The sequence below is a fragment of the Flavobacterium sp. HBTb2-11-1 genome, from assembly GCF_009826975.1.
Taxonomy (GTDB): Bacteria; Bacteroidota; Bacteroidia; order Flavobacteriales; family Flavobacteriaceae; genus Flavobacterium.
The window spans coordinates 699,706-713,356 of record NZ_WUMO01000001.1 but is presented as its reverse complement, the minus strand read 5'-3'; the positions used below and the strand labels follow the sequence as shown (position 1 = coordinate 713,356).

Below are 13,651 nucleotides of genomic sequence, written 5' to 3'. Positions count from 1 at the left end.
TTAACAATTGTTCATCACTTGAAAATCAATTTTTTATAAACATTTGATAATGAAACAGCTGTATTTTCTTAAATAATTACGATAATTTAAAATTCTTACAGAATTTATTGACAAATAAGTAATTAAACGTAAGAAACAGAAAGAATAAAAAAGAAACCTATTCTTAAAAATGGTTGACAATCAATAACATAACACCAAAAGACATATCAAAATACTATTGTAAAAATTTAATGTTACGCTTTAAACCATCAAATTTGGTTCTTTTGATAGGGGAATTTTTAAAGACTGTTCGAAAAGTCTCCTCTGTAATTTCTAACCAGTCTTTTTTAGTAAAAGAAAGCAGGTCTGGATTCGGATTAAACAAAGGTTCTGAGTGTGGTTTTGAAAATCGATTCCATGGACAAACATCTTGGCAAGTATCACAGCCAAACATCCATTCATCAAATTTTCCTTTCATTTCTTCTGGAAGATTTTCTTTTAATTCGATGGTGTAATACGAAATGCATTTACTTCCATCTACAATGTAGGGAGCTACAATTGCCTGTGTAGGACAAGCGTCAATACATGCGGTACAAGAACCGCAATGATCTGTAACGGCATGATCATATTCTAATTCTAAATCAATAATGAGTTCGGCTATGAAGTAAAAAGATCCTACTTTCTGGGTAATCAAATTACTATTTTTTCCAATCCAGCCTAAACCACTTTTGGCTGCCCAAGCTTTATCCAAAACTGGAGCGGAATCGACAAAAGCACGTCCTGAAACTTCACCAATATTTTCTTGAATAGAATGAAGAAGTTCTTTTAACTTATCTTTAATTACAAAATGATAATCTTGTCCGTAGGCATATTTAGAAATCTTAAAACTTTCATCATTTTGAAATGAATCTGGATAATAATTCAGTAAAAGCGAGACAACACTTTTACCATCATCAACCAATAAAGTCGGATCTAAGCGCTTGTCAAAATGGTTTTCCATATAAGCCATTTGACCATTTCGATTATTTTTTAGCCAATTTTCAAGTCGAGGCGCTTCTTCTTCTAAAAAACCTGCTTTCGAAATACCACAAGAAAGAAAGCCAAGTCTTTTGGCTTCTTCTTTTATAAATTTCGAATATTTTTCTTTAGAATTAATCATGATCTTTCATAAAAAACAACTTCAACACCAACAGGCTTTAAGGTAATCAAAGGATTAAAATTGACTGTATTTTGTACTGAAACAACTTTATATTTTTTGATAATATGACAAATCGCTAAACACATTTCATAAATAGCAAAACCAGCACCAATGCACATTCTTGGTCCTGCTCCAAAGGGATAAAAATATTGCATAGACTGTTTTTTTTGTTCTCCTAAAAAGCGGTCTGGATTAAACTGATCTGGATTATCCCAATATTTTGGATTTCGATGTAATTCATAAAAAGAAACACCTATAAGCGTATCTTTTTTGATAGTAAACTTTCCTAAAACATCATCTTCAACATTTTGTCGGTCAGTAATCCAAGCAGGCGGATACAAACGCATTGATTCATTCAAAACTGCATTTATATAAGTCATTTTTTGGAGCCGCTCTACAACATCCTCACTTTCCGATTCAACTTTAAGGATTTCTTCAAATACTTTTTGCTGTACATCTAAATGACTTCCTAGCAATTGCAATGTAAAAGTCAAAGCATTAGCAGTTGTTTCATGTCCAGCTATAAAAAGAATTTTAATCTCATCTATTAGCTGCTCAACAGACATACCTTCGCCAGTATCTTCATAACGAGTTTCCAAAAGCATGTTCAACAAATCATTCACTTTATTTCGAGAAACAACTCTTTCTTCTATGATACTTCTTATGATCTCATCGTTTTCTTCTGCTAACTGAAGGTGTTTTTTTACTTGGCCACTAATCGAAAACCACCATGCCTTATGGGGTAATCTAATTTCTTTGATTAGAAAATTCTGAACAGCTTCAATAATGTATTTTATACGATTAAGCTTTTCTTCTTCAATAGAAAATTGAAATAATGATTTAGCAACAACATTAAATGCTACTTCACTCATCATAGGAAAAAGATTAACTTTTTTATCTGTAACAATTTCTTTTAGCTCAGACACGATAGTTAGCTTCATGTTATCAACTAACTGATTCATTTTTTGCTTATGAAAAGCAGGTTGAATAAGTCTTCTTTGTTTCAGCCAAAATTCCCCATCAACCGTTAAAAGACCTTTGCCTAAATATTTAGAAAGATAAACAGATTGAAATTTGGATTTATAATAATTCCTCTGATTTTTCTGTAGTATATATTGAGCAATATCATTATCTCTTGATAAGATAATGTGTCTTGATTTTCCTATTCGTATAGAAAAAGAATCTCCAAAACGCTCAAAATATTTTTCATGATAAGGTATCGGATTTCTACGAACTCCTTCTGCATCCACAAAAAATCTTAGAATAGAAAGTTTTGGCGGATAATTATATTTTTTACTTATAGACATTTCTATATGTGTTAAAATAATTCCCCCTGATTATTTGTATTTACTTTTCCAAGATGTTTATAAGCCTTATCCGTAACTTCTCTTCCTCGAGGCGTTCTCATGATAAATCCTTCTTGAATTAAAAAAGGTTCGTACACTTCTTCAATAGTTTCACTGCTTTCGCTAACCGCCGTCGCTAAAGTTGAAAGTCCAACCGGCCCTCCTTTAAACTTATTGATAATCGTAAGCAGTATTTTATTATCCATTTCATCCAGACCATGAGCATCTACATTAAGTGCTTTTAAGGCATATCTAGAAATTTCTATATCAATTCTTCCGTTCCCTTTTATCTGCGCAAAATCACGAACTCTCCTTAATAAAGCATTTGCGATACGTGGAGTTCCACGGCTTCTTCCAGCAATTTCAATAGCCGCCTCTAGATCAATAGGCATTTTTAATATAGAAGCACTTCTTTCAACAATAGTGGTTAAAAGTTCAGTAGTATAATATTGTAATCTCGAAGATATTCCAAAACGTGCACGCATTGGAGCAGTCAATAATCCTGATCGTGTTGTTGCTCCAATCAAAGTAAAAGGATTTAAATTGATTTGAACCGTTCTTGCATTTGGCCCCGATTCAATCATAATATCAATCTTGAAGTCTTCCATCGCAGAATACAAGTATTCTTCAACAACAGGACTAAGTCTATGAATCTCATCAATGAACAAAACATCTCTTTCGTCTAAGTTTGTCAGCAGACCAGCCAAATCACCTGGTTTATCCAATACTGGACCAGAAGTAATTTTAATACCAACTTGTAACTCATTGGCTAAGATATTTGCCAAAGTAGTTTTTCCTAGACCTGGAGGACCATGAAAAAGGGCATGGTCAAGCGCTTCTCCACGCTGGTTGGCCGCGGCAACAAAGACTTTCAAATTTTCCAAAACTTGATCTTGTCCGGCAAAATCATCAAATGACAGCGGACGCAATCTTTTTTCAAGATCTAACTCTTCTGAGTTATATCCTTTAGTAGTAGGATCTAGATTTTCATTCATCCCACAAAGATATATAAACTAATCAGTTTCTAAAATAGTTAAACTGAACGATTAAAACTTTAACTAAACAAAAAAAGCTGTCATTTCTGACAGCCTTTGATTATTTCTAGTGGTGTAAAACTTCTTCACCTTCTTTCATTGGTACATTTTGAGGAACAAAATCTACATCGTGATTAGGGTTACTGTAGTCATACGGCCAACGATATACGTGAGGAATTTCTCCTGGCCAGTTTCCGTGAATATGCTCAACTGGTGTAGTCCACTCTAAAGTAGTAGATTTCCATGGGTTTTGAGTTGCTTTTTTACCGTAGAAAATACTGCTAAAGAAGTTGTATAAGAATACTAATTGGAACGCACCTCCTACAAGAGCAAATGTTGTAATTAAAACATTCACATTTTGTAAATCATCAAATAATGGGAAGTTTGTATTAGTATAATAACGTCTTGGTAAACCAGCTAATCCGATAAAGTGCATTGGAAAGAAAACTCCATAAGCACAAACTGCAGTTACCCAGAAGTGGATGTAACCTAAGTTTTTGTTTAACATTCTTCCGTACATTTTAGGGAACCAGTGGTAAATACCAGCAAACATTCCGTAAAGTGCAGAGATACCCATTACTAAGTGAAAGTGAGCAATTACGAAGTAAGTATCGTGAACGTTAATATCTAATGTACTATCTCCTAAAATGATACCTGTTAAACCTCCAGTGATGAAAGTAGAAACCATTCCGATAGAGAATAACATCGCTGGGTTGAATTGTAAGTTACCTTTCCATAAAGTTGTAATCCAGTTAAATGCTTTTACAGCAGAAGGGATTGCAATCAATAAAGTTGTGAAAGTAAATACAGACCCTAAAAAAGGATTCATACCTGAAATAAACATGTGGTGACCCCAAACGATAGTTGACAAGAATGCAATTGCAAGAACTGACATAATCATCGCTCTATAACCGAAAATTGGTTTACGAGCATTTGTAGCCATAATTTCTGAAACAAGACCCATCGCTGGTAAGATTACGATGTAAACTTCAGGGTGACCTAAGAACCAGAATAAGTGCTCAAACAATACAGGAGAACCTCCTTGGTAGTGTAAAACCTCTCCAGCAATATAGATATCAGATAAGAAGAATGAAGTACCAAAACTTCTATCGAAAATCAATAATAAAGCTGCAGATAATAAAACTGGGAATGAAATAACACCAATAATAGCTGTTACGAAAAATGTCCAGATTGTAAGAGGAAGTCTAGTCATAGACATTCCTTTAGTTCTTAAGTTAAGTACAGTAACAATGTAATTTAAAGATCCCATCAATGAAGATGCGATGAAAATAGCCATAGATACTAACCATAATGTCATACCTGTTCCAGATCCAGGAATTGCTTGAGGCAATGCACTTAATGGAGGGTAGATTGTCCATCCTGCAGAAGCTGGTCCAGCTTCAACAAATAATGAACATAACATTACAACTGCTGACAAGAAAAACAACCAGTATGAAATCATATTCATAAATCCAGATGCCATATCTCTTGCTCCAATTTGAAGTGGAATCAATAAGTTACTGAATGTTCCACTCAAACCTGCCGTCAGTACAAAGAATACCATGATGGTACCGTGAATTGTAACCAAAGCCAGATAAATATCATTTGCCATTACACCATCAGGTGCAAATTTATCTCCTAATAAAACATTAAATATTTTGAAAGATTCTTCTGGCCACGCTAACTGCATTCTAAAAAGCAAGGACATTGCAATCCCAATTACTCCCATAACAATACCAGTAATCAAGTATTGTTTAGCAATCATTTTGTGATCAATACTAAAAATATATTTAGTAATGAACGTGTCCTTATGATGATGTTCGTGCTCGTGATCGTGTCCGTGATCGTGACCGTGCGCTTCTGCTGACATATATTTGTACTTTAAATTTTCTTAATAATATTATTTCATCGCAACTTTAGCTACAGCAGCTTTAACAGTATCAACAACTGTTTTAACAGTATCAATTACTTTTGCAGCAGTATCTGTAGTTGGTGCAGCTCCTTCAGCTGGTTTCTCAGCAGCGGCTGCCGCTTTAATATCTTGAGCTAAAGTAGTTTTCTCACTTAACCATTTTTTGTAATCCTCTGGAGAATCAACTACCACTTTCATTTGCATGTTGTAGTGAGAAGCTCCACAAATTTTATTACATAATAATAAATAATCAAATGTGTAAGGATCTAAAGCTGTACCACCTTTTGCAACTAATTCAGCGCTTTTTTCAGCTCTAAGTTTGTTGATGTGTGCTACTTTTTCAACCATAAATGGTAACTCTCTATATTCCGCAGTAGTATAAGTTGGAACGAAAGCAAATTCAGTAACCATACCTGGAACGCAGTTCATTTGTGCTCTAAAGTGAGGGAAGTAAGCAGAGTGCAATACATCCTGAGAACGCATTTTAAAGTGGACTTTTTTACCTTTAGGAATGTGTAATTCTGAAACTACAATATCATCTTGTGCATTAGGATCAGACATGTCAACTCCTAATGTATTAACTCCTTCGATTAAACGTACGTTAGCTTTACCTAAAACATTGTCTTGTCCAGCATATCTAGCTGTCCATTTAAATTGTTGAGCATATAATTCGATTTCGATTACATCTTCATCTTTATCAACAAACATAATGTTATTCCAAGCATATAATCCATAAAGAATCAAACAAGCTAAAACAACAGATGGAATGATACTCCAAATTGCTTCTAGCTTATTACTATCAGCAAAGAACAATGCCTTTCTATCTTTGTTTCCTCTATTTTTAAAAGAAAACCAGTAAAGCAAACCTTGCGTGATAACTTGAACTGTAAAGATTAAAACCCAAGTAATATTCATTAAATTATCTACTAAACCACCATGCTCAGAAGCAGGAGTATGAAGTACCAAATTACCCCATTTTAGCAAACCATAAATCGTAAATATATAAATGAAAGCTAAAAAGCCAAACATAATATATCCCTGAACGTTATTGTCATTATCTGATGCAACCTGAGAATCATCAGAAGACGATCCCACCTGAGTAAGATCAAATATCTTCGTCAATTGCCATAATGCAACCGCTAATAAAACTAAAACTATAATTACCAACAAACTTGTCATCTGTTTACTTCTTTAAATATTAATAATGAAAATGTTTACTTTCTTCGATGAAAGGATTTCTTTTTGCAAGCAAAGGAGATTTAGTTAATGCAGTAAAGACAACAAATATAAATAAACCTAAGAAGAAAAGAATCGATGCAATTTCAGGAACTCCAATAAACCATTTGTCTCCTACTGTACCAGGCATAATCATATTAAAGAAATCAACATAATGACCTAATAATATTATAATACCTGCCATTACAACAACCCAGTTAAGACGTTTGAAGTCAGTATTGATTAATATTAATAATGGGAAAACAAAGTTCATAACAACCGCCCCGAAGAAAGGAAGGTTATATAATTGAATTCTTGTTACAAAATAAGTTACCTCTTCTGGAATGTTAGCATACCAAATCAACATGAATTGAGAGAACCATAAATAAGTCCAGAATACACTAATACCAAACATGAACTTAGCTAAATCATGGATATGACTTGTATTTACATACTCTAAATATCCTTTAGATTTTAAATAAATCGTTACTAATGCAATAGTTGTAATACCACTTACAAAGAAAGAAGCAAATACATACCAAGCAAACAATGTACTAAACCAGTGTGGATCAAAAGACATAATCCAATCCCAAGCCATGATAGACTCAGAAACGATAAAGAATACTAAGAATCCTGCAGAAGCTTTGAAGTTCTTTTTGTAGTAAAGATCGTCATTTGCCTCATCTTGTGCTAAACAGTTTTTTCTTGAGTAGTAACGGTATAAGTTCCATCCTAATAAAAAGATAGCCGCTCTTACAATCCAGAAAGGAAAGTTTAAATAACCAGATTTTCCAGCAATAATTGCATCATAATTAGCGTTTTTAGGATCTGTTACACCTTCACCTAACCATACAAAGATATGATTGAAGTGTAATCCGCATAAAACTAATATGATAAAGAAGATAACAGAACCAGCTGGTAAATAAGCTGTGATACCTTGCATAACTCTAAACAAAACTGGAGACCAACCCGCTTGAGCAACTTGTTGGATAGCATAGAAGGCTAAAACTCCCATTGAAAGCAGTAAAAAGAAAATACAAGCCACATAAACAGCAGACCAAGGCTTATTTTGCAATTGGTGTAATACGTGCTCTAAATGTTTTTCGTGCTCATTTGCACCAGAAACTTCAGCATGTGCAGCTCCCTTGCGAGCGTCATGTGCAGCTTCAGCAGCTTCATGATGACCTGCTTCTTTGTGAGATGCCTCCGCTTTTTCTTCATGTGCAGCACCATGCGAACCATGTTCATCTGCAGCTAGTATTTTTTCAACTTCTTGAATATCTTTTGGTGCACTTAAAAAACCATACCCAATTCCTAATAAACCAACGGCCATTAAGATGATAGAAAAAGTTTTTAATTTACTTGAAAATGTATACATATCTATTACGATCAGTTTGTTCAACAATTATAATTGGCTTTTTAGTTTCAGAACATAGTCAGCAACTAACCAACGTTCGTGAGCACTTAATTGATTTGCATGTGAACCCATTGCATTTAAACCATAAGTCTCAACATGAAAAATACTTCCTTCAGTGATCTCTCTGTCTTTATAGCTAGGTACTCCAAGAAATTTTTCTCTTTCAACCAATTTACCTTTACCGTTACCAGTAGCTCCATGGCAGCTGATACAGTAAATTTCGAAAAGTTCTTTCCCTTTTCCAGAGTTTTTCTCTTCTTCTGTCAATGGTGATTTTAAATTAGCTTTCGCTAATTCATAACCAGCAGTTGAGTTTTCATATTCATAAGGTTCAAAACCTCTATTGATAGTTCCTGCAACAGGAAGCTGTCCTTCTTTTCCTCCCTTAAATACTTTTGCTTCTGAATATGGCTCGTAAGCAACAGACTCATACATATTTGGGAAATACTGATAGTTCGGTGCCGAATTATTGTGGCAAGATGAAACTAAAATAGTTATACCAACTAAAAGTGTTATTTTATATATCCTTTTCATAGCTACAATTAATTCTTTTCTATTACTTTAACTTCAACAGCTCCAGTTTCTTCGAAGAAAGAAACTAATTCAGCTTCGTTATCATTTACAGCAACCTCCATTAAAAAGTGGTCATCAGTTGTTCTTACATCTGGGTTTTCAGCTTGTTTAAATGGCCATAATCTACTTCTCATATAAAAAGTAATTACCATTAAGTGGGCTGCAAAGAATACAGTCATCTCAAACATAATTGGCACAAAAGATGGCATATTTTGGATGAAGCTAAAACTTGGCTTACCTCCAATATCCTGTGGCCAGTCATGAATCATGATGTATCCCATCATTGTTGTTGCAACAGAAATACCAACACATCCATATAAAAAAGCACATATTGCTAATCTTGTTGGTGCTAATCCCATGGCTTTATCCAATCCGTGAACTGGGAATGGAGTAAAAACCTCTTCAATATGATGATGAGCAGCTCTAGTTTTCTTTACTGCATTCATCAAAACGTCATCGTCATTATAAATGGCGTATATAACTTTATTACTCATGATGTGAATCTTTACTGTTTGCTCTTTCTCTAATGTAATTATCTCCTGTTCCTTTCAAAATTGTTTTAACCTCTGCCTGAGCAATTACAGGGAATGTTCTAGAGTATAATAAAAACAATACAAAGAAGAAACCAATTGTTCCGATGAAAATTCCAATATCAACAAATGTTGGTGAGAACATTGTCCAAGAAGATGGAAGGTAATCTCTATGTAAAGAAGTAACAATAATTACGAATCTTTCAAACCACATACCGATGTTTACAACAATCGAAATGATGAATGAGAACATGATACTTGTTCTTAATTTTTTGAACCACATGAACTGAGGAGAGAACACGTTACATGTCATCATTGACCAATATGCCCACCAGTAAGGTCCAGTAGCTCTATTTAAAAATGCATATTGCTCATATTCTACACCTGAATACCAAGCTACGAATAACTCAGTGATGTAAGCCACACCTACGATAGATCCAGTAATCATGATAATGATGTTCATTAACTCGATATGCTGTAATGTAATGTATGCTTCAAGGTTAGATACTTTTCTCATAACGATAAGCAATGTGTTTACCATCGCGAATCCAGAGAAAACCGCTCCAGCAACGAAGTATGGAGGGAAAATTGTTGTATGCCATCCAGGAATTACAGAAGTAGCAAAGTCCATAGATACAATTGTGTGTACAGAAAGTACAAGTGGAGTAGCCAAACCAGCTAACACCAAAGATACTTCTTCAAAACGCTGCCAATCTTTTGCTCTACCGCTCCATCCAAAACTTAAGATAGAATATACTCTTTTATTAAATGGAGTAATAGCTCTATCACGAAGCATTGCGAAGTCAGGCAATAAACCAGTCCACCAGAAAACTAATGATACTGAAAGATACGTTGAAATCGCGAATACGTCCCAAAGTAAAGGTGAGTTAAAGTTTACCCATAAAGATCCAAATTGGTTTGGAATAGGTAATACCCAGTATGCTAACCATGGACGTCCCATGTGAATGATTGGGAAAAGACCTGCTTGTACTACAGAGAAAATAGTCATCGCTTCAGCAGAACGGTTGATGGCCATTCTCCAACGTTGACGGAAAAGTAATAATACCGCAGAAATTAATGTTCCGGCGTGACCAATACCAACCCACCAAACGAAGTTAGTAATATCCCAAGCCCAGCCAACTGTTTTATTTAATCCCCATGTTCCGATACCGGTAGATACGGTGTAAATTATACAACCTAACCCCCAAAGGAAGGCTATTAATGCGATTGAAAATACAATCCACCATTGCTTGTTTGCAGGCCCCTCAACAGGTGCTGCTACATCTACAGTTACATCGTGATAAGATTTATCACCTATAACTAAAGGTTTTCTAATGGGTGCTTCGTAGTGAGACGACATAATCCTTTATATTGTTTCTTAATTAATAATTTTACTAAGTATTTCTAACTTTAACATGGTAAACCACATTAGGTTTTGTACCTACATGCTCTAATAAGTGGTATGATCTTTCATCAGCAGCCAATTTAGCAACTTTACTTTCTTTATCATTTACATCACCAAATATCATCGCTCCTGAAGAACAAGCACTAGAACAAGCTGTTTGGAATTCGCCATCTCTAACTGGACGACCTTCGTTTTTAGCTTTTAATTTAGTTGCTTGTGTCATTTGGATACACATAGAACATTTCTCCATAACACCACGAGAACGTACGTTAACGTCTGGATTAAGAACCATACGGCCTAAATCATCGTTCATATGATAATCGAACTCGCTGTTTTTGTTGTATAAGAACCAGTTAAAACGACGTACTTTATATGGACAGTTGTTTGCACAGTAACGAGTACCCACACATCTGTTGTAAGCCATATGGTTTTGTCCCTCACGACCGTGAGAAGTTGCAGCAACAGGACAAACTGTTTCACAAGGTGCGTGGTTACAGTGTTGACACATCACAGGTTGGAATGCAACTTGAGGATTATCTCCAGCTTTCTCCATTTCATTAAATGTAGATAATGAACTAGATAAACCTGCAATTCCTTCTTTTCTTTCATTATCCCCTTCGAAAGTACTTTCAGAAGAGTAGTATCTATCGATACGTAACCAGTGCATATCACGGCTTCTTCTTACCTCTGCTTTACCTACAACTGGAACGTTGTTTTCAGCATGACAAGCGATAACACAAGCTCCACATCCAGTACAAGCATTTAAGTCGATTGAAAGGTTGAAGTGGTGACCAGTTGTACGATCAAATGACTCCCAAAGATCTACAGTAGTAGCCTCAACTTCTTGGTGGTCTAAAGATACCATTGGTTTTTCATTCCAATGCTCAGCATCTTTAGTATTGAATATTTCTAAAGTAGTTTCTTTAATAATATCTCCTCTACCCATTAAAGTTTTCTGACCTTGAACACAAGCAAACTCATGAACTCCTCCAGCTTTAGCGATAGAAACAGATTGAACATTATTGAAACCTTTATATAAAGCGTAAGCATTTAAACCTACTTGCATTTCTTCTTTTAGAGCTGCTTTACGTCCGTATCCAAGAGCTAGTCCTATAGTTCCAACTGCTTGTCCTGGCTGAACGATTACTGGAACATTTTCTAATTTAGTTCCATCAACAGTTAAAGTAGCATAACTACCATTTAAACCTCCGTTTGCAACAATTTCGTTAGATAAACCAAGTTTTTTAGCATCAGCATTAGACACTGTAACATAGTTATCCCAAGAAACTCTAGTAATTGGATCTGGAAACTCTTGCAACCAAGGGTTGTTAGCATGTTGTCCATCTCCTAATCCTGTTTTAGTATATAATACTAATTCAAAATCACCAGCAGATTTAGATTTTGCAACAGCGTTTGCCGCCGCCGCAGCATCAATAGCTCCTCCAGATAACGCAACAGTTCCTAAAACAGCTACACCATCGTGTAATACTTTATTCCAAGAAGCGCCTGCAGTATAAGCTCCAGAGTTTGCTTTTAAGTAGTCATAATAAGTACCTGCTATACTATTTACTGACAATAAAACATCTTGGAATTGTTTTGTATTGAAAATAGGACGAATTGTAGGTTGAGTCAAGCTATATGTTCCGCTTGTAAGCTCAAGATCTCCCCAAGACTCTAAATAGTGAGGAGCTGGCGCAGCAATTGAAACAATTGATGCAGTCTCATCTTCTTTTAATGAAAATGCAACTGATGTTTTAACTTTTTTCAATCCAGAAACAAAAGAAGCTGAATCAGCTAAAGTATAAACTGGGTTAACTCCGCTCATAATTAAAGTATGAACACTTCCTGCATTCAAATCTTTAATTAATTGTGCAACTGCAGCATTAGAACCTTTTCTAATTTGTCTTGCTCCAGCAGTACTAAAAGCTTCACTAGCCAATACTTGATTGATAGCTAAAACTAATAATTGAGCATTTTTATCTTCAATTCCAGATACTAAAACTCCTTTTGAACCAGCAGCTTTAAGCTGTTGTGCAGCTTTTACTACTTCAGCTTTAAAGTTTCCTTCTAAAGCTACAGGAACAGAAGCACCTACTACAATATTATAAATTTGAACTAAAGCTTGCTTTTGAGCAGCTACAGTCATAGGAACACGCTTATCAGCAGCTGCTCCAGATAATGTCATGTTTGATTCAAACTGAAAGTGACGAGACATTTTTCCGTTTTGAGGAATACGTCCTTGCGCATATCCAGCATCATATCCTCCACCTTGCCAGTCTCCTAAGAAATCAGCTCCAACAGATACGATTAAAGAAGCTTTTGAAAAATCGTAATCAACTAAAGCTCTTTGACCATAAACAGATTCAAAAGCATCTAAAGCTTCAGATGAAGAAACTGCATCATATACAACGTGCTTAGCGTTTGGATTTTTTGCAATAAACTCACCAATTAATTTTTCTGTAGATGGACTTGCTAAAGTATTAGTTAATAATACAACTTGACCGCCTTTAGCTTTTGCGTCTGCTAAACTAGATTTGATTTTCAAATCAACAGCTGACCAAGAAGAATTTTTACCGTCTACTTTTGGCTCTTTTAAACGAGTGCTATCATACAAACCTAAGATAGATGCATGAATTCTAGCATTCGCTGAAAATTTAGCTCCAGCAATTGTATTGTTTTCAATTTTAATTGGACGACCCTCACGAGTTTTCACCAAAAGATTAGCAAAATCAAATCCATCAAAAACTGTAGTTGCATAGTAATCTGCAACACCAGGAATGATTTGCTCTGGTTGTAATACATAAGGGATAGACTTGTGAACCGGACCTTCGCAAGCAGCTAATGTTACAGCCGCCGTACTAAACCCTACGTACTTTAAAAAATCACGACGTGAAGTTCCTGAAGTAGATAAAGCCTCAGCATTACCTAAAAACTCATCAGTAGGAATTTCTTCAACAAATTCGTTATTTCTAAGCGCCTCAACAATAGAGCTATTTTCTAGCTCCTCAACACTTTTCCAGTATTTTTTGTTTGATGACATTG

The 13,651-nt window shown here is 35.1% G+C and carries 10 protein-coding genes; all 10 read right to left on the bottom strand.

Annotated features, from left to right (window positions below; translation table 11 throughout):
* Positions 1-214 precede the first annotated feature (214 nt).
* The 10 genes from queG to GR162_RS03105 all read right to left on the bottom strand — a co-directional run bounded on the left by queG (position 215) and on the right by GR162_RS03105 (position 13,649).
* Positions 215-1,138 carry a tRNA epoxyqueuosine(34) reductase QueG gene (gene queG, locus GR162_RS03150; RefSeq protein WP_111379232.1) on the bottom strand — a complete coding sequence of 308 codons (924 nt, stop codon included), beginning with the start codon at positions 1,136-1,138 and terminating at the stop codon, positions 215-217.
* On the bottom strand, positions 1,135-2,484 hold the full coding sequence (locus GR162_RS03145; RefSeq protein WP_160780951.1) for a cytochrome P450: 1,350 nt from the start codon (positions 2,482-2,484) through the stop codon (positions 1,135-1,137). The genes queG and GR162_RS03145 overlap by 4 nt, the downstream gene beginning before the upstream one ends.
* Before the next feature lie 11 nt (positions 2,485-2,495).
* Entirely contained in the window at positions 2,496-3,518 is a 1,023-nt protein-coding gene (gene ruvB, locus GR162_RS03140; protein ID WP_111379234.1) for a Holliday junction branch migration DNA helicase RuvB, read from the bottom strand.
* Positions 3,519-3,624: 106 nt separating this feature from the next.
* Complete coding sequence (locus GR162_RS03135) at positions 3,625-5,427, bottom strand: cbb3-type cytochrome c oxidase subunit I (RefSeq protein WP_008466848.1); 1,803 nt, start codon at positions 5,425-5,427, stop codon at positions 3,625-3,627.
* A gap of 30 nt (positions 5,428-5,457) precedes the next feature.
* The gene (locus GR162_RS03130) at positions 5,458-6,648 is read right to left on the bottom strand and encodes a cytochrome c oxidase subunit II (RefSeq protein ID WP_111368032.1); all 1,191 of its coding nucleotides are present in this window, start codon (positions 6,646-6,648) and stop codon (positions 5,458-5,460) included.
* 19 nt (positions 6,649-6,667) lie between these two features.
* Entirely contained in the window at positions 6,668-8,062 is a 1,395-nt protein-coding gene (locus GR162_RS03125; protein WP_160780950.1) for a quinol:cytochrome C oxidoreductase, read from the bottom strand.
* Between the two features lie 27 nt (positions 8,063-8,089).
* Complete coding sequence (locus GR162_RS03120) at positions 8,090-8,635, bottom strand: cytochrome c (RefSeq protein ID WP_035691680.1); 546 nt, start codon at positions 8,633-8,635, stop codon at positions 8,090-8,092.
* Positions 8,636-8,643: 8 nt separating this feature from the next.
* Positions 8,644-9,168, bottom strand: a complete 525-nt coding sequence (locus tag GR162_RS03115) for a DUF3341 domain-containing protein (RefSeq protein ID WP_160780949.1) — start codon at positions 9,166-9,168, stop codon at positions 8,644-8,646.
* On the bottom strand, positions 9,161-10,564 hold the full coding sequence (nrfD, locus tag GR162_RS03110; protein WP_008466839.1) for an NrfD/PsrC family molybdoenzyme membrane anchor subunit: 1,404 nt from the start codon (positions 10,562-10,564) through the stop codon (positions 9,161-9,163). The genes GR162_RS03115 and nrfD overlap by 8 nt, the downstream gene beginning before the upstream one ends.
* A gap of 34 nt (positions 10,565-10,598) precedes the next feature.
* Complete coding sequence (locus tag GR162_RS03105) at positions 10,599-13,649, bottom strand: TAT-variant-translocated molybdopterin oxidoreductase (protein ID WP_160780948.1); 3,051 nt, start codon at positions 13,647-13,649, stop codon at positions 10,599-10,601.
* Positions 13,650-13,651: the final 2 nt, after the last annotated feature.